The sequence below is a fragment of the Bordetella genomosp. 10 genome (genome assembly GCF_002261225.1).
GTDB lineage: Bacteria > Pseudomonadota > Gammaproteobacteria > Burkholderiales > Burkholderiaceae_B > Bordetella_C.
Genome location: NZ_NEVM01000005.1, coordinates 2,594,277 through 2,617,577 on the forward strand (window position 1 = coordinate 2,594,277; position 23,301 = coordinate 2,617,577).

General features: G+C 69.0%; 19 protein-coding genes and 1 riboswitch. Of the genes, 9 read left to right on the top strand and 10 right to left on the bottom strand.

The annotated features are described in order from the left end of the window. Nucleotides 1-48: 48 nt before the first annotated feature. The 4 genes from CAL29_RS27735 to metX form a co-directional block, all read right to left on the bottom strand. Nucleotides 49-1,011 carry a universal stress protein gene (locus CAL29_RS27735; protein WP_094856953.1) on the bottom strand — a complete coding sequence of 321 codons (963 nt, stop codon included), beginning with the start codon at nucleotides 1,009-1,011 and terminating at the stop codon, nucleotides 49-51. Nucleotides 1,012-1,123: 112 nt separating this feature from the next. Then, a complete protein-coding gene (locus CAL29_RS27740; RefSeq protein WP_179284265.1) occupies nucleotides 1,124-2,368 on the bottom strand; it encodes a muropeptide transporter in 1,245 nt (414 codons plus the stop codon). A 30-nt stretch (nucleotides 2,369-2,398) separates the two neighbouring features. Then, nucleotides 2,399-3,013 carry a methionine biosynthesis protein MetW gene (gene metW / locus CAL29_RS27745; protein WP_094856107.1) on the bottom strand — a complete coding sequence of 205 codons (615 nt, stop codon included), beginning with the start codon at nucleotides 3,011-3,013 and terminating at the stop codon, nucleotides 2,399-2,401. Further along, nucleotides 3,013-4,353 (bottom strand): homoserine O-succinyltransferase MetX, encoded by a 1,341-nt coding sequence (metX, locus tag CAL29_RS27750; RefSeq protein WP_094856108.1) that lies wholly within the window; start codon nucleotides 4,351-4,353, stop codon nucleotides 3,013-3,015. Before metX ends, metW begins: the two co-directional genes overlap by 1 nt. Further along, nucleotides 4,343-4,421, bottom strand: a riboswitch (SAM riboswitch). It overlaps the preceding gene by 11 nt. Before the next feature lie 233 nt (nucleotides 4,422-4,654). On the opposite strand from metX, the gene CAL29_RS27755 reads away from it, so the two are divergent. Beyond that, a complete protein-coding gene (locus CAL29_RS27755; protein WP_094856109.1) occupies nucleotides 4,655-5,011 on the top strand; it encodes a helix-turn-helix domain-containing protein in 357 nt (118 codons plus the stop codon). On the opposite strand, the gene CAL29_RS27760 is transcribed toward CAL29_RS27755, so the two are convergent. Next, on the bottom strand, nucleotides 4,923-5,486 hold the full coding sequence (locus tag CAL29_RS27760) for a hypothetical protein (RefSeq protein ID WP_094856110.1): 564 nt from the start codon (nucleotides 5,484-5,486) through the stop codon (nucleotides 4,923-4,925). The two genes, CAL29_RS27755 and CAL29_RS27760, sit on opposite strands and share 89 nt — an antisense overlap. A gap of 242 nt (nucleotides 5,487-5,728) precedes the next feature. Between CAL29_RS27760 and gshA the strand changes: the two genes are divergently transcribed. Then, nucleotides 5,729-7,306 carry a glutamate--cysteine ligase gene (gshA, locus tag CAL29_RS27765; protein WP_094856111.1) on the top strand — a complete coding sequence of 526 codons (1,578 nt, stop codon included), beginning with the start codon at nucleotides 5,729-5,731 and terminating at the stop codon, nucleotides 7,304-7,306. A gap of 15 nt (nucleotides 7,307-7,321) precedes the next feature. Here gshA and CAL29_RS27770 read toward each other — a convergent pair whose 3' ends face one another. Next, nucleotides 7,322-7,663, bottom strand: coding sequence for an STAS domain-containing protein (locus CAL29_RS27770; protein WP_094856112.1), 342 nt, complete (start codon nucleotides 7,661-7,663; stop codon nucleotides 7,322-7,324). Between the two features lie 146 nt (nucleotides 7,664-7,809). Here CAL29_RS27770 and CAL29_RS27775 point away from each other — a divergent pair, with 146 nt between their 5' ends. The 7 genes from CAL29_RS27775 to CAL29_RS27805 all read left to right on the top strand — a co-directional run bounded on the left by CAL29_RS27775 (nucleotide 7,810) and on the right by CAL29_RS27805 (nucleotide 15,803). Further along, nucleotides 7,810-8,235: an ATP-binding protein gene (locus CAL29_RS27775; RefSeq protein ID WP_094856113.1), complete on the top strand. Its 426-nt coding sequence runs from the start codon at nucleotides 7,810-7,812 to the stop codon at nucleotides 8,233-8,235. A gap of 142 nt (nucleotides 8,236-8,377) precedes the next feature. Then, nucleotides 8,378-9,514: an alanine racemase gene (gene alr, locus CAL29_RS27780; RefSeq protein ID WP_094856114.1), complete on the top strand. Its 1,137-nt coding sequence runs from the start codon at nucleotides 8,378-8,380 to the stop codon at nucleotides 9,512-9,514. Continuing rightward, the gene (locus CAL29_RS27785; RefSeq protein WP_256977778.1) at nucleotides 9,511-11,574 is read left to right on the top strand and encodes a SpoIIE family protein phosphatase; all 2,064 of its coding nucleotides are present in this window, start codon (nucleotides 9,511-9,513) and stop codon (nucleotides 11,572-11,574) included. Before alr ends, CAL29_RS27785 begins: the two co-directional genes overlap by 4 nt. 35 nt (nucleotides 11,575-11,609) lie before the next feature. Continuing rightward, nucleotides 11,610-12,911: an ABC transporter substrate-binding protein gene (locus CAL29_RS27790; protein ID WP_256977779.1), complete on the top strand. Its 1,302-nt coding sequence runs from the start codon at nucleotides 11,610-11,612 to the stop codon at nucleotides 12,909-12,911. Between the two features lie 95 nt (nucleotides 12,912-13,006). Then, entirely contained in the window at nucleotides 13,007-13,927 is a 921-nt protein-coding gene (locus tag CAL29_RS27795) for a LysR family transcriptional regulator (protein WP_094856115.1), read from the top strand. A gap of 128 nt (nucleotides 13,928-14,055) precedes the next feature. Then, nucleotides 14,056-15,405 carry an acyclic terpene utilization AtuA family protein gene (locus CAL29_RS27800; RefSeq protein WP_094856116.1) on the top strand — a complete coding sequence of 450 codons (1,350 nt, stop codon included), beginning with the start codon at nucleotides 14,056-14,058 and terminating at the stop codon, nucleotides 15,403-15,405. Continuing rightward, nucleotides 15,402-15,803 (top strand): AtuA-related protein, encoded by a 402-nt coding sequence (locus tag CAL29_RS27805; protein WP_094856117.1) that lies wholly within the window; start codon nucleotides 15,402-15,404, stop codon nucleotides 15,801-15,803. Before CAL29_RS27800 ends, CAL29_RS27805 begins: the two co-directional genes overlap by 4 nt. 59 nt (nucleotides 15,804-15,862) lie before the next feature. Here the strand turns inward: CAL29_RS27805 and CAL29_RS27810 are convergent, their stop codons facing one another. From CAL29_RS27810 to CAL29_RS27825, 4 genes are all read right to left on the bottom strand, one after another. Then, nucleotides 15,863-18,001, bottom strand: coding sequence for a prolyl oligopeptidase family serine peptidase (locus tag CAL29_RS27810; protein ID WP_094856118.1), 2,139 nt, complete (start codon nucleotides 17,999-18,001; stop codon nucleotides 15,863-15,865). A 137-nt stretch (nucleotides 18,002-18,138) separates the two neighbouring features. Further along, nucleotides 18,139-18,987, bottom strand: a complete 849-nt coding sequence (locus CAL29_RS27815; RefSeq protein ID WP_094856119.1) for an EcsC family protein — start codon at nucleotides 18,985-18,987, stop codon at nucleotides 18,139-18,141. 236 nt (nucleotides 18,988-19,223) lie between these two features. Beyond that, nucleotides 19,224-20,339 carry a porin gene (locus CAL29_RS27820; protein WP_094856956.1) on the bottom strand — a complete coding sequence of 372 codons (1,116 nt, stop codon included), beginning with the start codon at nucleotides 20,337-20,339 and terminating at the stop codon, nucleotides 19,224-19,226. Between the two features lie 410 nt (nucleotides 20,340-20,749). Further along, nucleotides 20,750-23,221, bottom strand: coding sequence for a TonB-dependent siderophore receptor (locus CAL29_RS27825; RefSeq protein WP_143277758.1), 2,472 nt, complete (start codon nucleotides 23,219-23,221; stop codon nucleotides 20,750-20,752). Between the last annotated feature and the right edge of the window lie 80 nt (nucleotides 23,222-23,301).

A 23,301-nucleotide genomic window follows, 5' to 3' on the forward strand; every position in this document is an offset into this window, starting at 1 on the left:
GGACCGCTTGCGCCGCCGGCCCGGGCAAACCGGCCGCGGCGCTTCGGATCACCTGGCGTCCGGCCCGGCGTCGCGCACCAGCAGCACGTCGCAGGGCAAGGCCTCCAGCAAGCGCTCGGCGACGCTGCCGACCATGGCGCCCATGATGCCCTTGATGCGCCGCGTGCCGGCCACCACCATTTCGCAACGCTCCGCGAACACGTAATCGGAAAGCAATGTTTCAGGTTCGCCATCCATGACCAGCGTGCGCGCCGGCACCCCGGCCGGCAAGCCAGGCGTGGCGGCCAGGAATTCCTCCATCTCCCTTTGCGCGTCGCGCCGGGCGTCGTCGCCCAGGCCTTCGGCCAGGCGGCGCATGCCGAAAGGCGTGTCGTAGGCGTGGAACAGCAGCAGGGACGTATTCGGGAACAGGGCCGCGGCCATCCGCAAGGCATGCCGCGACTCGGGCGAAAAATCGGTGGCGACCACGGCCTCGCGGTACACGCCGTGCGGACGGTTCTTGACCACCAGCACCGGCACGGACACGTGCCGCACCAGCTTCTTGACCGTGGAGCCCAGCAGCAGCTTGCCCAGCGATTCGTCGCGGGCGATCCCCGTGACGATCAGGCTGCATCCGTGCCGCGTCGCCAGTTCGACGATGCGGTCGGAGACATCCCCGCTTTCCACATGGATATCGGCCGACAGGGCGGGATCGTCCAGGTCCAGTCCCAGGCGATAGCGCGCGAGTTCGCGATGATCCTCGCTGAAGCGGCGCCAGGACGGCGCCGACGGGCTGGCGGTGGTGGGCGCCGATTCGAGGACGTGCAGCGCGATCAGGGGCACGCCGCGCGTCTTGGCCAGCACCACGGCGCGGTCCAGCGCCCGGTCGCAGCGCGCGCTGAGGTCGGTGGCCAGCAGGATAGGACCATCCGGCGCTAGGCTGTCCGGGGCGGCCGATCCGGGGGCCGGGGCGGCGTCCACGGGGGAGGCCGGTGAGGAAGACGATGCCGAAAACTCCGTGGGCGCTGTCATGACGTGCTCCAGGATGCTTTGCAACGATTATCACACTGCCCGTGGCCGCTTGGGCGCCACGGGGACGGCTTTGCTGGCAAACCCTTAGGTTTTCAGGGCCCGCCCCGGCGCGTCACGCCGCGTCGGTGTCCAGGGCCTCGATATCGCCGCGCCGCAGGCGCAGCAAGACCAGCCCCGGCAAGGCGATCAGCACCGTGACCAGGAAAAAGCCCGGCCAACCCAGTTTACCGACGAGCACCGGCGTCAGGGGCCCGGCCAGGTAGGTTCGTCCCACCGCCGACAGGGCCGACAGCAGCGCGAACTGCGTGGCGGAGAACTCCTGCTTGCACAGCGCCATCAGCAAGGCCACGAAGGCGGCCGTCCCCATGCCGCCGCACAGGTTCTCGAAACCGACCGCCGCCGCCATGGTGTAAAGATGATGGGGGCTGACCGCGACAATCCAATACCCGAGATTCGAAACCGCCTGCAGCACGCCGAACAACATCAGCGAACGGTACAGCCCGACGCGCGCCAGCAGCGCGCCGCCGGCCAGCGTCCCGACGATGGTGGAGGCCAGGCCCAGGACCTTGTTGACCGTGCCCACTTCGGTGGGCGAGAACCCGGCGCCGCGCAGCAGGAACGTGGTGGACAGCGCCCCGGCGAAGGCGTCGCCCAGCTTGTAGAGGACGATCAGCAGCAGCACCGTCAGGGCGCCGTGCCGGCCGAAGAATTCCTGCAGGGGCTCGGTCACGGCCTCGGAGAGCGAGCGGGGCGGCGGCGCGGGGTGTTCGGGCTCCGGGCCCCATAGCGTGCCGATCACGCAAAGCAGCATCAAGACGCCCATCAGCACATAGGTGGCGCGCCAGCCCAGCCAACTGTCCGCCAGGATCAGCGCCAGGCCGCCGGACACCAGCATGGCGATGCGATAGCCCAGCACCTTGACGGCCGCGCCGGCGCCGCGTTCCTCCTTGTGCAGCACGTCGGTGCTGTAGGCGTCGAAGGCGATGTCCTGGGTCGCCGAGAGAAAGGCCACCGCCACCGCCAGCAGCGCCAGCGGCAGCAGGTGGCTGCCCGGCGACAGCAGCGCCATGCCGGCGATGCCCAGCCCCAGCAACGCCTGGGTCAGCGCCATCCAGCCGCGGCGGCGGCCCAGGAAAGGCGGCACGTAGCGGTCGACCAGCGGCGCCCAGAGGAATTTCAGGGTGTAGGCCGTGCCCACGAGCGTCAGGAAACCGATGTCCTGCAGCGATACGCCCTCGACCGTGGCCCAGGCCTGCAAGGTGCCGCCGGTCAGGGCGAGCGGCAACCCGCTGGAAAAACCGAGCACCAGCAAAGGGGCGACGCGGCGGCTGGTGTAGATGTTGGCGACGACGGAAATATCGGAACTCCCTGACCCGGCCGCGCGGGCTCAGCCGGCGGCGAAACGATAGAGCGCCAGGGTACTACGCCAGCCGGGCAGCAGGCGCACCTCGCGGTCGTGGTTGAAGGTGGCGCGTTCTAGTATGCGCAGGCCCAGTTGACGCGCCAGGCTCTCGAAATCGCGCAGCGTGCACAAGTGGATGTTGGGCGTGTTGTACCAGGCGTAGGGCATCTGTCCCGTGACCGGCATGCGCCCCCGCAGGATAGCCCAGCCGTGCGGCCAGTAGCCGAAGTTGGGGAAGGACACCACGCCGTAGCGCGCCACGCGCGCCATTTCCCGCAGGATGTGCTCGGTGTGGCGCATGGACTGCAGCGTCTGCGACAGCACCACGGTGTCGAACTGCCCCGCGTCGAAGAGCGCCAGCCCTTCCTCCAGGTTCTGCTGGATGACGTTGACCCCGCGCCGCACGCAGGCGATGACGGAATGGTCGTCGATTTCCACGCCGGCGCCGTTGACCTGGCGTTCGTCCCGCAGGTGCGCCAGCAATTCGCCGTCGCCGCAGCCCAGGTCCAGCACGCGCGATCCCGGCTCGATCCAGCTCGCGATGCGCGCCAGGTCGTTGCGCAACTCGCCGTGTCCCGGGGACAAGGAAGATCCATCCATCACCGCTCTCCTCCCGGCGCCGCCGCGCCCACGGCCGGGAGCGCGGCGGCGCGCTCCGGCAGCCCCAGTTCGCGGGCGATGCGGTCGTAGTAGGCCCGCACCACCGCGTGATACCGCTCGTCGTCCAGCAGGAAGGCGTCGTGACCGTGCGGCGCGTCGATTTCCGCGTAGGTCACCGGCCGGCCGTTCTTCAGCAGCGCGCGCACGATCTCGCGCGAGCATTCCGGCGGGAAGCGCCAATCGGTTGAGAAGGACACCAGCAGGAAGCCGGACCGCGCCGGCGAAAGCGCCCGCGCCAGGTCGCCGCCATGCGTGCGGGCGGGATCGAAATAGTCCAGGGCGCGCGTGATCAGCAAATAGGTGTTCGCGTCAAAATAGCGCGAAAACTTTTCGCCTTGATAGCGCAGGTAGGACTCGACCTCGAACTCGACGTCGTAGCCGTAGCGGTATGCGCCATCCGCGCCGGGCGCGCGCTGGTTGCGGCCGAACTTCTCGGCCATGTCGTCCTGCGACAGATAGGTGATATGGCCGATCATGCGGGCCACCGACAGGCCGCGTCCCGGCACCGTGCCGTGCGCGTAATAGTCGCCGCCGTGGAAATCCGGATCGGTGATGATGGCGCGCCGCGCCACTTCATTGAAGGCGATGTTCTGCGCCGACAGGCGCGGCGTGCTGGCGATGACCACGCAGTGCGCCACCCGCTCGGGGCAGACGGTGGCCCAGCCCAGGGCCTGCATGCCGCCCAGCGAGCCGCCCATCACCGCGGCGAAGCGCTGGATGCCGAAATGATCGGCGACGCGCGCCTGCGCATGCACCCAGTCTTCCACGGTCAGGACCGGAAAGGCCGCGCCCCAGGGGGCGCCGGTATCGGGATTGATCGAGGCGGGCCCGGTGGAACCGAAGCAGGAGCCCAGGTTGTTGACGCCGATGACGAAAAAGCGGTCGGTGTCCACCGGCTTGCCGGGGCCCACCATGTTGTCCCACCAGCCGATGTCCTTGGGATTCGCGCTATTGATGCCCGCGACGTGATGCGAGGCATTCAGCGCATGGCAGATCAACACGGCATTGGTGCGCGCGGCGTTCAGCGTGCCATAGGTCTCGACCGCCAGCTCGTAGCGCGCCAGGGATTGCCCGCTGGCCAGCGGCAAGGGGGTGTCGAACGCCAGGAACACCGGCGCGACGTGGCCGACGGAACCGGGTGAAACCGGCGGCGCGGACGCGGCGCCGGAAAGGGGGGAACTGGAAACGGCGGGGTCGGCGGCGATCTGGGCGCCGGCCTGCGCCGGGTTGGCGTCGGGCGTTGCGGCGCCGACAGCCGGATGCGGGATGGTTGCAGTCATGCAGACCTCTTTAGCTGGATTTATGAGGCGCCCGCAAGCGGATCAGGCAAATCGGCGCCGAACGAATTGATCAGGGATTCTAACACCAGGGCCATGGGCACGGGCCGCCCCGCGCAAGCGTGATTCGCCTGCCCGCGCGAATCGCGCCATGAACCGCGCCTGGATCAATGCTGGCCGCGGACCTGGAAACGCGGCAAGATGGCCGGCATGGCGCCGATCGAAGGCCTCGGCGCCATGCCGCTGCCGGCGCTCGCGTCCCGCCAGGGCCGGATACCGATCACACACCTACACGGTTAACGTCATGACCAGACGCGCATTGTCGATCCGGGAGCGCGCCTGCCTGCAGTGGGCGGCGCTGGGCAAGTCCAGCCGCGAAATCGGCCCCTTGCTCGGCATCCGCGAAAGAACCGTCAATTTCCACCTGCAGAACGCCTGCCGCAAGCTGTCGGCCCGCAACCGGCGCGCGGCGGCGGTCACCGCGCTGGCCATGGGCCTGCTGGACCTCGGCCCGCACGGCCCGCACGGGCCGCAGGGCCCACGGCCGGCGGAAGACGCCGCCGGGCGCGGTCTCACTGGCGAAAGCGCAGCGAATGGACGAAGGTTTCCGCCTCGGCCGGTGGCAGCTTGTCCGCCGGTCCGGTTGCCACCGCCTCGATAAGCAGGTCCCCCCGCACCCATACCCGCGCCAGCAGCAGGACGGGCTTGCCGCCTGCCTCGCCCCGCACCGAGATATCCGAGCCGGCGGGCGGCAGATCGGCCGGCGGCTCCGCCTTCAGGTTGCGGTACAGGGCGCGCACGAGCGCCTTGGCCAGCGCCTCCCGGCGCGCGTCGGGCAGCCCGGCCAGCGAAGCATGGCCGACGGCGAAGACCGCCTGGTCGACCCGCGCCGCCTCCAGCGTATAGGCCAGGGAAGCGCCGTCCAGGGCGATATCGCGGCTTTCCTTCCGCATCCGCGCCGGAAAGGCGGCCCGGGCGGCGCCGTCGGCCACCTCCAGTTCGCGCCAATCGTAGGTCGGGCTACAGGCGCTCAGCACGGCCGCCAACATGCCCGCCAGCGCCATGGCCGGCAGGATGCCGGCCCGGAACGGGCGTCGGGCGAAGCTCAGCGATGGAAGGGCGGGCCAGGGGATCATGGCGGGTCGGCGGGGAAAGCACCGATAATACGCCAGCGTCGCGGCCCGGAAGATCGCCGTGGCGGCCGCCAGGATGCGCGGCGCCGCCCTGCGCGCGAAGGCGCGATTTCCGGGGGAAGCGGACCTCGGGAACGCGACGCCGGCGGCCGGGATTGTCCCCGGGCGATGCAGGTTACTCCGCGCCCACCCCGGGATAGCCCGTAAAATCTCCATCCTTATCGCCTATTTTCATAAAGCGCGCCGTGACCGACCTATCCTCCCTTCGCCTCGCTCGCCTGCGAGACCATCGTGAACTCCTGGGCCTCACCTTGCGCGGCATCGAAAAAGAGGGGCTGCGCGTGGATGCGCAAGGCCGCCTGGCGCGCACGCCCCATCCGGCGCTGCTGGGCTCCGCGCTCACCAACGAACACATCACCACCGACTATTCGGAATCCCTGCTGGAGCTGATCACCGGCACCCGCAACGACGTCCCCGGCCTCATCGGCGAACTCGAGGACACGCATCGCTACGTCTATGCCTGTCTGGGCGACGAGGTCATCTGGAACCAGTCCATGCCGGCGGAACTGCCGCCGGAGGCCGACATCCCCATCGCCTGGTACGGCGCCTCCAACACCGGGACCCTGAAGCACGTCTACCGCCGGGGCCTGGCGGAACGCTACGGCAAGACCATGCAATGCATCGCCGGCGTGCACTACAACTTCTCGCTGGACGACCGCCTGTGGGAAGTGCTGGAGCAGCCCGGCGCCAGCGACCAGGCGCGCCGCTCCGCCGGCTATATCGGCCTCATCCGCAACTTCACGCGCTACTCCTGGCTGCTGATGTATCTGTTCGGCGCCGCGCCGGCGCTATCGCGCGATTTCCTGCGCGGCCGCGAACATCCGCTGAAGGCCTTCGATGCGCAGACCCTGTACCTGCCTTACGCCACCAGCCTGCGCATGAGCGACCTGGGCTACCAGAACAAGGCGCAGTCGCAGCTCAAGCTCTGCTACAACGACCTGTCCACCTTCCTGGACCGCCTGCACGCCGCGGTGACGCAGCCCTGGGAACCCTATCGCCGCATCGGCACCCACCGCGACGGCCAGTGGATCCAGCTCAACACCAACATCCTCCAGATCGAAAACGAGTACTACTCCAGCATCCGTCCCAAGCGCGCCACGCGCCGCGGCGAACGCCCGCTCACGGCGCTGGCCGAACGCGGCGTGCAGTACGTGGAAGTGCGCTGCCTGGACATAGACCCCTACGCGCCCGTCGGCATCTCCGCGGCCACCAGCCGTTTCGTCGACGCCTTCCTGCTCTTCTGCGCCGCCAGCGAAAGCCCCTACTTCCCCGTCAACGGCTTCTGCCAGCACAGCGCCGACAATTTCGGCGTGGTGGTGACCGAAGGCCGCCGGCCGGGGCTGCAACTGAGCCGCGAAGGCACGCCCCTCGCGCTGGACGACTGGGGCCGCGAGCTGCTGGACCGCATCGCGCCCTACGCCGAACTGCTGGACGAGACCTACGGCGGCGACGCCTACCGGCAAGCGGTGGCGGCCCAAACCGAAAAAATGGCCCACCCCGACTCGACGCCGTCCGCGCGCCTGCTGGACGACATGCGCGGCGCCGGCGCGTCCTTCCACGAATTCACGCTGGCGCAAAGCCAGGCGCACGCACAGGCGCTACGGGCGACGCCCTTGCCCGCCGAGAAAATGGCGCAGTACCACGAATGGGCGCGCGCCTCCGCGGCGGAACAGCAGGCCATCGAGGCGGCCGACGACGTCGATTTCGATACCTATCTGGCGCGCTATATGGAAGCCGTGCAGGCGCCGCTGCCGCGCGCGTGACCGACGGGGCGGCGTTCAATCGGCCGCCAGGCGCGCGACCGCCTGTTCGCGCGTATCCGTCACGGTGAGGATCGCCAGGAAGCCGCTGACGTCGAATACCTCGCGCACGTGCGGCGACATGTCGCACAGCACCAGGGCCCCTTCCTGCTGCTTCAGGCGCTTGGCCAGCCCCAGCACCACGCGCAGGCCGGCGCTGGAAATGTAGTTCAGCCGGGACATGTCCAGCACGACCTGCCGCTGCCGCCCGTCGACCAGGGAAATGAGTTCCGCCTCGATGGCGGCGGCGTTCGCGCTGTTGATCTGTCCTTCGGGAGAAACGATGAGGATGGAGCCGATTCGGGCCGTGGTGAGACTCATGGGGAAATGCTCCTGTGTGGGCGCGCGCCGCAACGTTGCCGCCGGCCTGGATTCGACCCTGGCTCGCGCCGCTATCGCCGCCGCTCCAAAATTCCGTTATGTGGCAGAAGCTCATTCCTGGTTCACTCTCACGCCGACACGCCGCCATGCCCGCCCTTACTGACACGCTCCATGTCGTCCCCGACGACACTGCCGTCGCCCAGGCCCTGCACTGGCTGGCCGACCTCGCCCGGCGCGAAGCGTGGCCCGAGCGCGCCGGCTTCGGCCTGACGCTCAGCGTCGACGAGGCGCTGACCAATATCGTCTCCTACGCCTTCGCCGGCGCGCGCAAGGCGCAGCCCGCGGTCAGCCTGGCCTATCGGCGCCACGGCGCCGACCTGGTCGTCGACATCCGCGACAACGGCCACCCCTACGATCCCACCCTGCCCATCGCCGCGGCGCTCGCCGGCAGCCTGGACGAATCCGAGGAAGGCGGCCACGGCTTGCGCCTGATGCGGCACTACCTGAAGGACATCCGCTACCGGCGCGAGGGCGCGGAGAACTGCCTGACGCTGGTCGCGTCCGCGGAATAGGAAAGATCGGCCGGAAAAACCGGCCGGTCTCCGCGGCCGGCGCGGGAGAGGCCGCCGTCGCAAGGCCCGCGGGGAACCGGAATCGGGATGCATCCACTTAGATGTTTCCAATTCCAAACAACCCCGACACCAAGGGCCTCTCATGATGTTCCATTCCACGATAGGCTCGGCCGGCGCGCGCGTCATGGCGCGGGTGGATCGCGCCGCCATCGCGCACAACCTGGAACACGTGCGGCGCCGCCTGGACAAGGGCGGATCGACGGCCGGCGGCCCGCGCATCTGGGCGCCGCTGAAGGCGGACGCCTACGGCCACGGCATCCGCAACGTCGTGCCCGCGCTCGCCGGCGCCGACGGCCTGCTGGTATCGCAACTGGCCGACGTCACCGTCTGCCGCGAGGCCGGTTGGCAAGGCCCCATCCTGGTCCTCGCCGGCCTGCGGGACAGCGCCGAAGCCGCGCAACTGGACCAGCCCGGCCTGCACCTGGCGATCAACCACGCGGCGCAACTCGACTGGCTGGAAGCGCGGCCTTTGGGCTGCCCGCCGCCCTGGATCTGGCTGCGCTACATCGGCGACCTCGGCTACCTGGGCCTGGACTACGGCGCCTACCAGGCTGCCTATGCGCGCTGCGCGCCCTGGCTGGCGCGCGGCGACATCGCCGGCATCGGACACCTGCTGCACTATGCCTCGGCCGACACGCCCACCGGCATCGCGGCGGCCGAGGCGCGCTTCCGCGCCTTGACGGCGGCGCTGCCGGGGCCGCGCAGCACCTGCAATTCCGCCGCCATCCTGTGCCATCCCGCGCATACCGCCGGCACCGACTGGGTTCGTCCCGGCCGGCTGCTGTACGGTCTCAGCCCCTTGCCGGACAGGGACGGCGCCAGCCTGGGCCTGCGCCCGGCCATGTCCCTGCATGCCCGCGTGGCCGCCGTGCGCGAACTGGCGGCGGGCGCCTCCATCGGCTATCACGGCGCCTTCGTCGCCCCGGCCGCCATGCGCGTGGGCCTGGTCGGTTGCGGCTACGCCGACGGCTATCCCAGCCGTCCGCCCATCGGCCTGCCGGTCCTCGTGAACGGCCGGCCGGCGCGCGGCCTGGGACTGGTGACGATGGACTTCCTGCTGGTGGACCTGGGCGACCACCCGGAGGCCACGGCCGGAACGCCGGTGGTGCTGTGGGGCGTGCCGGAATTGCCCGCGGAGCACGTGGCGGCGGCTTGCGGCGGCATCGCCCCCGAACTGCTCACCGGCCTGACGGGCCGCGTGCCGATCCGCGCATCGTGATCACGCTGCTTCACTCCTTCAAGCCGCTACGTTCGCTGCGCGGCAAGATCTTCCTGTTGATCGTCGCCCTGCTGCTGGTCATCGCCGCCTTCGTCATGGTGGTCAGCCGCAGCGACGTGACGCAGACCGTCTCCACCAGCGAGGCCCACGCGGTGGGCAATGCCGTGGACCTGGTGCGGCGGGACATCGAGGCGCGCTGGGCCGCCCTGTTGAACGACAAGATCACGGCCGTGCGCGGCGGACGGCGGCAACTGCAGCAGCTCGGCGGGACGGTGCAGTCGGTGCTCAGGGAGTTCGCCGAACTCGCCCGCCGCGGCGTCTTCACCGAGGAAGAAGCCAAGCGCACGGCGCGCGCCTGGATCAACGAAATGCCCCTGGGACGTCCGCGCTACGCCGCCATCTATGACGCCAATGGCCGCGTCATCGCCTCCGGCGACCGGCGCTGGATAGGCGAGGACCTGACCGGCCTGACCGACTTCAAGGGCAGGCCGCTGGCCCAGGCCATGTATGACGAAAGCCGCGCCCTGGGCCGCGGCTTCGCCATGTACCGCAAGCCCGAGCCGCCCTCCCTCGCCCATGCCGGGGAAAGCGACGAGCCGCCCGGCGCGCGGGGAGAGACCCGCTACGCCTACTTCGGCTACTTCGCGCCCTGGGACTGGGTGGTGGTGGTCAGCGACAGCGTGCAGGACGTCATCGACCAGGTGGAGATGCGCCGCCAGCAGATGAATACGGCCCTGCGGGAAACCTTGAACGAATTGACGCTGGCCCGCTCCGGCTGCATGTTCATCCTGGCCGACGACGGCGGCATGGTCGCGCCGCCGCCCCGCGAGACCGGCCTGGAGGTGGGCGTGGACCGCCGCACGGGCCTTACGCTGATGCAGACCCTGCAAGGCATCACCGCTTCCGAGCACCCCGACCGGCTGGACTATGACGACGGCGAGGGCCGCTGGATCATCGAGGCGGTGCGCTTCAAGCCGCTGGGCTGGACGCTGGCCGCCGTCGTGCCGCAGAGCGACTTCACCGCGCCCGCCATGGCCTTGCTGCACAGGCAGGCGCTGATCTTCGGCAGCACGCTGCTGCTGGCGCTGCTGCTCGCCTGGATGTTCGCCATCCGCATCGTGCGTCCGCTGGAGCAATTGACCGGCTACGCGCGCCGGTTGCCGCAGCAGAACCTGACCGCCGCCGCCAACGTCCCCGACCATATCGCCGCGCTGCCGCAACAGCGGCAGGATGAAGTCGGACGGCTGGCCGCCTCCTTTCTTTTCATGAATCGCCGCCTGCGCGAGAACATCGGCCGGCTGATGCAGGAGACCTCCGCCCGCGAACGCTACGAAAGCGAACTGAACATCGCCCGGGTGATCCAGACCGGCCTGCTGCCGGCCCCGCCGCGGGCCGACGCGGCGCTGGGCGGCGCCGACCTGTATGCGCTGATGCTGCCCGCCAAGGAGGTGGGCGGCGATCTGTACGACTACTTCATGCTGCCCGACGGCCGCATGTGCATCGCCATCGGGGACTGCTCCGACAAGGGCGTCCCGGCGGCGCTGTTCATGGCCGTCACCCGCACGCTGATACGCGCCACCGCCGAGGACGAGACCGATCCCGCGCGCATGCTGCAACGGATCAACAACCGGCTGGCGGAAAACAATCCCAACATGATGTTCGTCACGCTGCTGCTGGGCGTGCTGGACCTGCGCAACGGCCACCTGCGCTGGGCCAACGCCGGCCATCCGCCGCCCGCCGTCATCGACGCGCAAGGCCAGGCCCGCCTGCTCACCGACCGCAGCGGACCGGCGTGCGGCGTGATCCCCAACACCGTCTATCGGCCGCTGGCCGCGCAATTGCAGCGCGGCGAAATCCTGGTGGGCTACACCGACGGCGTGACCGAAGCCGCCGGCCCCGGCGGCGGCCTCTACGGCGAAACGCGGCTGCTGGCGCGGTTGAGGAAACCCGCGACGTCGTCGGCGGCGCTGGCGCTGGGCCTCGTCGAGGACCTCAAGCACTACGCGGCCGGCGCCGAGCAATCGGACGACATCACCTTGATCGTGATTCGCCGTCCGTGACCATCCCCCCGCGACGAACCGGTTCCCGCCTCTCCATGCCTGCCATCCGCCCTCGCCTTCCCATCGCCCTCCCGATCGCCCTGCTGCTCGCCGCGGCGCTGCTGCTCGCGCTTCGCGGGATCTTCCCCGGACATTGCGCCGCCGCGCCCGCCGCATGCGGCGACGGCGCGCTGCTCGCCGCCTCTCCATCCGCCGCCCCGCCCGCCGGGCCGGCGGCCCAGCCGCCGCCGGCGATGCCCCGCCTGCACCGGCCGATGGCCAACCGCAACCGCAACATCCCCACCTCGCCGCGCCGGCGGCCGGACGGGGCGAAGTGGCGCATCGCCTACGTGGCCAGCGGCGAGCATTACAACTACCAGCGCATCCTGCGCGTCATCGTCGACGGCCTGCAGGCGTTGGGCTGGCTGAGCGTCCCGCCCATCCCGGACGGATTGTCCGACCGCGAAACCTGGGAATTCCTCGCGTCCAATACGCACAGCGACGTGCTGGAATTCGTCGCCGACGCCTGGTGGAGCCCCGGCAATTTCGACAACAGCCGCCGGCCGGCCATGCGGCAGGCCATCGCCGAGCGCCTGAACGAGCGCCACGATATCGACCTGATCGTCGCCATGGGCACCCTGGCGGGCCAGGACATGGTGGCCCTGGGCGCGCCGGTTCCCACCATCGTCGCGTCGACCAGCGACGCGGTGGCCGCGCACATCGTCAAGAGCGCCAAGGACAGCGGCCTGGACAATCTGTTCGTGCACATCTACCCGGAACGCTATGCGCGCCAACTGCGCCTGTTCTACGACACGGTGCCCTTCAAGACCCTGGGCCTGGTCTACGAGAACACGCAGGAAGGGCGGATCTTCAGCGCCGTGGACGCCATCGAGCGCCTGGCGGGCGAACTCGGCTTCACCCTGGTCCACTGCGATGCGCGCGCCCAGGGCCTGGACGCCGACACGGCCGTCCGCAACGTGGTGGCCTGCTATCGGGAAACCAGCGCGCAGGTGGACGCGGTCTACGTCTCCACGCATATCGGCATCACTCCCCTGACCATCGGGCGCGTGGCGCAGGTGCTGCGCGAGGCCAAGGTGCCGAGCTTCTCCATGCACGGCTCGGAAGACGTGCGGCACGGCATATTGATGAGCCTGGCCCAATCGGACCATACGGCCCTCGGCCTGTTCTTCGCCGAGACCATCGCGCGCATTTTCAACGGCGCCCAGCCGCGGCAGCTCAAGCAGATATGGCGCGATCCGGCCACCATCGCCCTGAATCTCGAAACCGCCCGCGTGATCGGCTTCGACCCGCCCGTCGACGTCCTGCTGGCGGCGGACGAAGTCTATGAAGCCCGCTGAGGATTAAGGGGATTAAAGGGATTAAGGAAGCGGCGGACGGTTTTTCCCCGATAGAAATAAAATAGAACAATCCCCTTCCTCCATCGGTTTTCCAGATGAATCTTTCGACCCGGCAGTTGCGCGCCTTCGTGGCCGCCGCCGACCACGGCAATTTCACGCGGGCGGCGGCGGACATCGGCCTGTCGCAGCCCGCCTTCAGCGCCCTGGTCAAGTCCCTGGAAGAAGAGCTCGGCGCGCAGTTGTTCGTGCGCAATACCCGCAACGTGGAGCTGACGCCCTTCGGCCGCCTGTTCGACGCCTTCGCGCGCCGCACGCTGTTCGAGACCGAGACCGCGCTGCGCGACCTGCGCGACTACGCCACCGGCCGCGTCGGCAAGGTGCACGTGGCCGCCCTGCCCTCCATCGCCGCCAATTGGCTGCCGCCCGTGCTGCGCCGCTTCCGCGAGGAATATCCCGCCGTCACCACCGCCGTCAGCGACGGCATGTCGCAGCAATGCGTGGAGCTGCTGACCCATGGCGAAATCGACTTCGCGCTGGCCACCACCGACCATTACGCGCCGGACCTGCGGCGCGAGCTGCTATGGACGGACCGCTTCCACCTGGTCTGTCCGCGCGGGCATCCGCTGGCCACCACCCGCAAGGCGGTCACGCTGGAGCAGATCGCCCGCTATCCCTTCATCAACTTCGTCAGGCACAGCAGCGTGCGGCAGTCGCTGGACGCCGCCTTCGGCAAGCACGAGTTGAACAACGTGCTGGAGCTCGAACACCTGGCCACCGTCAGCGCCATGGTGGAGAACAACGTCGGCATCACCGTGGTGCCCACGCTGACGCTGTACCAGTTCCGGCGGCCGGCGCTGGCCATCCGCGACCTGGGCGGCCTGCCGCTGACGCGGGAGATCTACATCCTCAGCCGCAAGAACAAGGAGCTGTCGATGCCGGCGCAGGCGCTGCACGACATGCTGGGGGAGCACGTCCGGGCGCTGGGCGGGGCTGGAGGGCAGGAACCGGCCGGTTGAAACGCCGCCGCGCCGCCCCGCCCATCATCGGCCTTTCAAATCAATTATTCTGAATTTTCGATTTTACTTCTGGCCCCTCTCCTGCCGACAATCGGTCATTCCTCGAATAACGTGAGCGAGACGCAAGCATGGGCAAACTCCCCCTGTGGGTAGGCTGCGGCGCCGGGTTTTCCGGCGACCGTATCGACGCGGCCATCCCCGTGGTCGACACCCTGCGCCGCCGCGAGGGGCAACGGGCGCTCATTTTCGAGACCCTGGCCGAGCGCACCCTGGCGCTGGCTCAGATCGCGCGCCGCGCGAACCCCGACAAGGGCTACGAACCGCTGCTCGATCTCTTCCTGCCGCCCATCCTCGGCCCCTGCCTGGAACACCGCATCGCCATCGTCAGCAATTTCGGCCAGGCCAATCCGGCCGGCGCCGCGCGGCGCATCACCGAACTGGCGCGCCAGGCTGGCTTGCGCGCGCCGCGCATCGCCGTCGTCAAGGGCGACGACCTGACGGCGCGGCCGGACAGCGCCGAGCTGCTGGCGCAGGCGGGCCTGACGCACGAGGGCCAGTTGCTCAGCGCCAATGCCTACCTGGGCGCGGAGCCCATCGCCGCCGCCCTGCGCGACGGCGCGGACATCGTCGTCACCGGCCGCGTGGCCGATCCTTCGCTGGTGCTGGGACCGGCCATGGCGCATTACGGCTGGGATCCCGCCGACTGGGAGCGCCTGGGGCCCGCCACCATGGCCGGCCACCTGCTCGAATGCGGCTCCCAGGTCTCGGGCGGGTATTTCGCCGACCCGGGCTACAAGGACGTTCCCGATCTCGCGCACGTGGGTTTCCCCATTGCCCGCATCGACGCCGACGGCGCTTGTGAAATCGGCAAGGCCGAAGGCACGGGCGGCGTCGTCGACCGCCGGACCGTCACCGAACAACTGCTCTACGAAGTCCACGATCCGGCCTCGTACCTGACGCCGGACGTCGTCGCCGACATCTCGCAGGCGCGGATCACCGAAACCGGGCCGGACACCGTCGCGCTGTCCGGCGTGCGCGGCCATGCGCGTCCGCGCACGCTCAAGGTCAATGCCTACTACGAGGGCGGCTGGCTGGCCGAGGCGGAGATTTCCTACGGCGGCCCGCGCGCGGAGTCGCGCGCGCGGCTGGCCGCCGACGTGGTGCGCGCCCGCCTGGGCGATCGGGCGCACCGCCTGCGCGTCGACCTGATCGGCGTGCTGAGCGTCCTCGCCGACGACCGCGGCAGCCTGCTTGCGCAACGTCCCGACGGCGGCGCGCGCGACGTCCGCCTGCGCCTGGCCGCCAGCTTCGCCCGGCGCGACGACGCCGAGGCCCTGACGCGCGAGGTCAACGCGCTCTATTGCTGCGGCCCGGCCGGCGGCGGCGGCGTGCGCACCGCCATACGGCCGCGCCTGGAAACCCGCTCCGGCTATATCGACCGCGACCTGGTCCAGGCGTCCTACGAGATCCTCCCATGAACGCTTCCGCCACCACGCCTGTTCCCGGCGCCGCCACCGTGGCGGTCCGGCTCTATGACATCGCCCATGGCCGCACCGGCGACAAGGGCGATCGATGCAACATCAGCGTCATTGCCTACCGGCCGGAGTATTACGACATCCTGGTCGAACAGGTGACGCCGGAGGCGGTGCGCGCGGTCTACGCGCATCGCCAGCCCGGGACCATCACCCGGCACCTGCTGCCGCGGCTGTACGCCATGAACTTCGTCATCGACCACGTGCTGGATGGCGGGGTCAACGACTCCCTGAACCTGGACTCGCACGGGAAGTCGCTGGCGGGGTTCCTGCTGGACCTGCCCATCGCCCTGCCCGCGCATCTGGCGCCGCAGGCAGCGCAAGACCGCACGCGGCAGGAATAGGCGCCGGCGCGGAATGGCCGCCGGCGCGTCCTGGGACCAGTCTCGTGTCCCCGCCGAGACTAGGGATTCGTCTTCGCCCAGAGAAACCCGGCCTCCAGCGCCGCCGTCCTGGCCATGGTGCGCGCGTCGACGCCCGCGCCATGGCCGCCTTCGCGGCGTTCCAGATACCACACGTCCTCGTGCCCCTGCGCCTGCATCTTCGCCGCCATTTTGCGCGCATGGCCGGGATGCACGCGGTCGTCGCTGGCCGAGGCGCTGAACAGCACGGGCGGATAGTCCACGTCGGCGCGCATCCGGTGGTACGGCGAATAGGCCAGCAGGGCGGGCAGGACCCGGGCGTCGTCCGGGTCGCCGTATTCCTCCGTCCAGGTCGCCCCTTGCAGCAGCTTGTGAAAGCGCGCCATGTCCAATACCGGCACGTCGGACAGCACCGCGCCGAACAGGCCCGGCCGCTGCACCATGCAGGCCGCGGTCAGCAGGCCGCCATTGCTGGCCCCGCTGATGGACAACTGCCGCGGCGTGGTGACGCCGGTGTCGACCAGCGCCCGCGCCACCGCGATGAAATCGTCGAACGCGACCTGCCGTTTCTCGCGCACGGCGGCCTGGTGCCAGGCCGGGCCGAACTCGCCGCCGCCGCGTATGCAGGCAATGGCGTAGACGCCGCCGCGCTCCAGCCAGGTCATGCCCGTCGTCGCGGAGTAGGCCGGCGCGTCGAGCGCTTCCTCGAAACCGCCATAGCCGTATAGCTGGCAGGGCAGCGGCGCGTCACCGGGCGCGGGCAGGCGGCCGATGACCCAATAGGGAATCGACACGCCGTCCGGCGCGGCCGCGTAGCGCAACTGCGCCGACATGCCGGCCACGTCGAACTTCGGCGGCATCTGCGACAGCAGCCGCCAGTCCGCGGCGCCGCCCCCCGCATCGCCCAGATCCGCGTAATACAGGGACGGCGGCACCAGGAAATGGTCGACGTGGATCAACACCGTGTCGTCGCGTTCGGCGTCCACCGACTCCAGAGAAACCTCGCTCTCCGGCGGCAGCGGGTACGGACGCGGCGTCCAATCGCCACCCTCGCCCGCCGGCAGGCGCCACAGCGTCAGGCGCGGCACGCTGTCCTCGCGCTCGGCCACGAGCACCCAATGCCGGGTGAAGTCCAGGTCGTCCAGCACGCGGCGGGGACCCGGCGTGAACAGCACGTCGAAATCGCGCCCGCCGGCGAGGAAGGCCTCGCGCCGGATGGCCAGCAGGCAGCCGGTGGGATGCGATTGCCCGCCCACGCGCCAATCCGCGCGCAGCGTGATGAACAGCCACCCCTGCCATTCGTCGATCTCCGCGTCCGCGGGCACGTCGTATTGCCGCCATTGCCCCGCGGCCTCGTCCAGCCAGTACCAGTCCGTGCGGAAGAACGCCGTCGCCCGCGCCGCCAGGTGACGCCGCTGGATATAGTCGTACCAGACGTTGACGGAGATATCCGACTGCGCGCATTCGAACTCGACGGGCGCCGTTTCCAGCGGCGTGCCGCGCCGCCACTTGCGGATCTGGCGGGGGTTGCCGGCGTTCGTCAGCGCGGGCTCCTCGTGCGCGGCGCTGTCGTCCCAACCGACATAGACCGTATCCCCGTCTATCCAGCCGATGGAATGCTGGCCCTCGTCCAGGATCTCGAAGCCATCCTCCACGAAGCAGCGCGCCTCGACGTCGAACTCCATGACGATGCAGGCATCCGCGCCGTCCGGCGACAGGCTGACCAGCGCGCGGGTGTAGTCGGGATGGCGCAGCTCGAAGTCCTGCAGCGTCCAGCGCGTTTCGTCCTCGCCGTCCTCCGCGTTGCGGTTCAGGTCCAGGGCGTCGACGTCGAGCACGGTTTCCCACACCGGGGAGCGATCCAGCCATGCCTGCCAGGGCGTGCGGCGCACCAGCCCCAGCGGATGATCGGCGTCGGTCCACGTGTTGTAGCCCCAGTCGCCGCAGCGCGAGCACGTGACGATGCGGTCCTCCGAATCGTAAAGCGCCGTCAGGCGCTCCACCATGGCGTCGAATTCCGGCCCCTTGCCGAAAGCGTCGAGGGTGCGCCGATTCTGCGCCGTCACCCACTTTTCGACGGCGGGACTGTCCAGGGATTCGAGATAACGGTACGGGTCCTGTCCGGCCTGGCCGGCGGAATCCGCGGAGGTTTCCGGGGAGGAAGATCGTTCGTGCTGCATGCGTTGGTTGGCACCGTGGAATTGATTGCGAGCGGCATGGCGCGCGGATGCGCGCCAGCATGAGTCAGGTAAATCGGGGAAAGGCGAGTGGGGAAAAAGATTCGAGTATGCCCGGGATGCGCCGGGACACAAGCAGACTATTCCGAGGCCTCGGCCAGCCGCTGGTAGGCGGCCTCGACCGCCTCCTTGCCGTACTTGCCTTCCAGGCGCCGCACCGTGAAGTGCCCCCGCGCCATTTGCTGGTAATGGTTGGTGAAGGCGGTATTGATCAAGGCCCCCGCGGCCGCGCCGATCACGGGCACCGCCTGGGCGGCCACCTTTTCCGTGACCTGGACGCCGAAACGGCCGGCCACCACATTGATCAGGCGCACCAGGGGCGGCGCGGCGGCGCCCCCCAGCTTGCCGCCCGCCGCCAGGAAGGACGAGGCGTCGACCGCCGCCTTGGCCATGGCCTCGCGGGCGGCGAAGTAGCCCACCTCGGCGGCGTCGTCGGACTTGGCGCGGCCGCCCAGCCCGAGCACCTGCACGCAATCCAGTTGCGTGGTCACGTCGTTCAGGTCCGCGCCCTCGCCGCGCGCCACGTCGGCAATGGCCCGCATCATGATGGTGACGGATATGGGCAGTTCGACGGTGACCGCCGCCAGGCCGAAAAAGCCGCCCACGCCGCCGCTGACCGCGGCGCCCGCCTTGTGCAGCCACTTCGAGGCGGCCGGCGCGGGCTCGGCCGCCTCGCCGCCGCCCTTGCCCATGGTCAGCAATGCCGCCTTGAGCGCGGCGTGTATCGCCTTGTGGGTGGCCTCGGTGATCAGGCCGCCGGCCTTGGCCGGCAACATGTCCAGGGCGTACTCGATGGGCTTGCCGACGTAGTTGGACAAACGCGCGGTAAGACTCGGATGCTCGAGGATGTCGCGCGCCAGCTTCAGGCTGCTCAGGTCTTCCGCGCTCAGGGATTCGAGCGCGCCGGCCGCGCGGGTTTCGGTGGACATGGTCATTCCTCTGGGGGCCTGCCGATACGGGAAAATGCCGCGCCATTCCAGGCGTCGGGTTCGGCCTGCTGAAAGATGGGCGTTCGGCATTCAAGACGAATATACCGTCTCGCGGTCATGGCCACGGCGCGGCGCCGGTACGGATGAGCTTGCGGCGCGGGCCGCGGGCGGCCGCGCGATGCCGGATCCGCTCGGCATCGCGCGGAATCCGCGCTTCCGGGACGATCGCCCGTCAATCAGAACTGATGGCGTATGCCCGTGACCACGGCGGTGTCGGTGACGCCGTCGTGGAAGGCGTAGTTGTCGCCGTAGGACGCATAGGCGTAGACGCTGGTCCGCTTGGACAGGTTGTGCAGGGCGCCGATGGCGTAGACGTTGAAGGTCTTGGCGCCGCCGGTGAGCTTGCCGTTGTTCGGATCGGCGCGCTGCCATGAGCTGAAGACCGACGTGGCGCTGCCCACGGGCACCGTCAGGCCCACCATGGTCGACGTGGCGCGAAAGCCATCGGCCAGCTTGAAGTAGCCGAAGTCCCGGTCGCTGCCGCCGGGCATGACGCCCAGCGTCTGGCCGGCGAACCAGCCGTCCAGGGTCTGGCCGACGGATGCCGCAACCTTCACGACCTCGAAGTCGTACGTGCCGCCGATGGCGTACTCCTGCAGCGTGGCGCGGGACTGGCCACCCGGCGCGGCGGCGCTGCCTTTCAGGCGGTCATAGGACGCCGCCAGGAACAGCGGGCCATTGGTGTAGGACAGGCCGGCCGTCACGGCGCGGTTGTTGTCCGGCGTGGAGAATTTGCCGGAGCCGTCGTCCAGCGTGTCGTCGGCGTTGAAGGAGTAGCCGACGCCGAACTGGAAACCGCCCATGACCGGGCTGTGATACATCGCCAGGTTGTCCAGGCGCATCGTATTCGCCGCGCCCAGCGTGGTTCCCAGGTTGGCCGCGTTATAGCTGGTGTAGAACGGGTCGACCAGGGCGAACAGTTCGGACGCCATGTTGACCTGGCGGCCGAATTCGAAGCGGCCCCATGTCTCGGAATTCAGGCCCAGCGTCGATTGGCGGCCGAACAGGCGGCTGCCCTGCTGCCGTTGGCCGTCGGTCGGCGCGAAGCCGTTCTCTACCTTGAAAACGACCGACCAGCCGTCGCCCAGGTCTTCCACGCCGCGCAGGCCGACGCGCGAACCGCTTTCGACGCCATGGACTTCACCGACGCGGCTGGCGTGAAAGCCCTCGCCCCGGATGCGTTCGTAGCCGACGCCGATATCGACGACGCCGTACAGGGTGACGGCGGTTTCCGCGTGCGCGGCGCCGGCGAATGCCGCCGACAGCGACAGGGCAAGCAAGGTCTTCTTCACGGGTTTGCTGAATAACACGGTCACGGGCTGTGGATCTCCCTGGGCGCGAGGCCCTGCTGGTCACGGATGGCTTTTCATGCGGGCAAAAGCACGCCGGGCCCTGGAACAGGGCCGGGTGCCGCCGATGGATTTACCGATAGGTCGGGAAGCCGGCAAGGCGCGGAGAACGCCGCCGCCCCAGGAGGGCGGATGAGGGCGCAGCGCCTGGGCCGGCATGCCGTTCGCGTTCGCGGATGGAGGCAAAACGGCGGGAGCCAAGACAGAGGCGCGCGGCCCGGCAATACCGACCGAAATCGGGTCGGTATTGTAGCAATTAACGCCACTTGACGCCAATAGACAGGGAATAGGCGCCAGGATCGCCGCAAATCGATGGCGCAAGGCCTCGATCGCGGCGCGCTACCCCCGATGGCTCAATGGTAGAAATTCAGCGTCAGCATGGCGGAACGGCCGGGGCCCCACGTCGCGTAGATGGGGTACGAGCTGGCGTAGTACTTGCGGTCGAAGATGTTGTAGACGTTCAACTGCAATTCCACCGCTTTCGACACTTCCCACGTGGCGGCCGCGTCGATGCGCGTATAGCCCGGCGTCCACTTGCGGGTGGTCGCCGATACCGACGCATATTGCAGGCTGGACACCGTCGCGCCGGCGCCCACCTTCACCTGGGGCAGCACGTCGTAGCTCGTCCACAGCGTGAAGTTGTGCTTGGGCACCTGCACCATCGGCAGGCCGGACAAGGTGGGGCTGCCCGGACCCGCGTCGCGCGTGACCGCGTTCAGGTAGGAATAGCCGCCGAACACGCTCCACTTGTTCGTCAGGTTTCCGGCGAAGCCGAATTCCACGCCGCGCACGCGCTGCGCGCCGGCATTGACGGTGCCGCCCAGCCCGTCGCTGACCCGCGCATTGGTCTTGTCCGTCTGGAAGACCGCCGTGGTCAGCGACAGGCGCTCGTCCAGCACGTCCCACTTGGCGCCCACTTCGATATTGCGCGAACGCTCGGGCGACAGGTCCTGGTTCGTCACGGTGAGCTGGTCATTGCCGCCGCCCAGGCCGGAATTCGCGCCCGGCGGGTTGGCCGACGTGCCGTACGAGGTGTAGAGGCTCAGGTTGCGAACCGGCTTGAACACCAGGCCGGCCTGATAGCTGAACAGGGTCGAGGTGTTCGACAGGTTAGGCACGCCCTCCTGCCGCGCCCGCACGTCGTAGTGGTCCACGCGCGCGCCGGCGTTGAACACCCAGCGCTCGGACAGGTCCACGCTGTCGAACAGGTACAGGGAGGCGATATCGGTGCGCGTGCGGGTGGCGGGTCCCGGGAATCCCATGTCGCCATTGAGCTGCGTATGGCCGGTCCAGGGGTTGGCCGGATCCCACCCGCCGTTGATCGAGGTGCAGTTGTAGGCGATCGAGCACGGTCCGCCGCTGCGGATGTTGTTGCCCGCCGAGTCCGTGACGAGGTAGCCCTCGTAGAGATCCCGCTCGTGGCTGAACTCCACGCCGGTGGTGAGCGTGTGCCGCATGCCCAGCAAGTCGAACTTGCCGTTCAATTCGGTCTGGTTCGCGATGCTGTCGGTGGCGTACTTGCCGCTCTTGGCTTCCAGCAGCAGGGTGTCGGTGCTGCCGCTCTTGAACTGCGGGTTGGTGCCGATGTAGTCCAGCGTGGCGCGGCCGAACATCGTCGTGTTGCGCACCTTCCAGTTGTCGTTGAAGACGTGGTCGATGCGGATTTCGCCCGTGTCGTTCTGCGTATGGCGGAAGTCCCGCGCGTTCAGGCCGAAGAACTTGTCCCGGCCGACGCTGGCCGGAGGGCCGCTGGTGGAGCGGAACGGCACGCTGAAGTCGGGCATGTCCGAGGTATTCAGGTGGTAGTAGCTGAGCGTGACCGTGGTGGGGCTGTGCAGCCCGAACACGATGGACGGGGCCACGCCCCACCGCTTGCTGTAGACGTCGGAGCGGCCGGCCTGGTCGGCATCGTGGCCCATCGCGTTCAGGCGAAACGCCGTCGAGTCGTTCAAACGCTGGTTCAGGTCCAGGGTGGCGCGCCGATAGCTGTCGGTGCCCAGCCCGACGCTGCCGCGGATGAAATCGTCGTCGACCGGGGTTTTCGTCTTGATATCGATGCTGCCGCCGACCGCGCCGCGGCCCGCGTAGACGGAATCCGGCCCCTTGATCACGCTGATGGAATCGATGTCGAAGGTTTCCCGGTTCTGCAGGCCCGAATCGCGCATGCCGTCGACGAAAATCGAGTTGCGCGACTCGAAGCCGCGGATGACCGGCCGGTCCGCCGACGGGTTCGCGGCGGCGTCGCCGCCCAGGAAGGAGATGCCGGGCACCGTGCGCAGGGCATCGGTGAAGCTGGTGATGTTCTGCTGCTTGATCACCTCCTGCGGGATGACGGTGACCGAGCGCGGCGTATCGATCAGGGGCGAGGTGAACTTGTAGGACGGCAGTTCGCGCGTCTGCATCGGAGCGACATCGCTGCCGACGACGTTGACCGTGGGCAGCGTGCTGGCGCCCGCGCCCGCCGTCGAGGCCGCGCCGGCCGCCACGCCGGCCCGCTGTTTCACCAGCCGGTAGCCGCTGCCGTCGTTGACGACCTGCAGGCCGCTGCCGGCGAGGATGGCGGCAAAGCCGGCGTCGGGCGCATAGTCTCCATGCAGCCCCGGGCTGGAGCGGCCGGCCGTCAGGGTGCTGTCGATGGTCAACAGCACGCCTGTCGCGCTGGCGTAGCGGTTCAGCACCTGGTCCAGCGTGCCGCCGTTGATGTCGTAGTGCCGGGCGGTCGCCACGGCGGGCGCCGCGGTGGAGGCGACAGGCGCCAGCAGCCCCATGGCGGTAGCGACGACGCAGCAGAACGCCGCGGGCCGTGCTCCAGACGGGTATTTCATCGATCTTTCCTTTCTCGATTCCGGGTAAACAGCGTGTTCCTATCTGATATCCCGGACGAAAACGGAAAAGTGTTACTCCA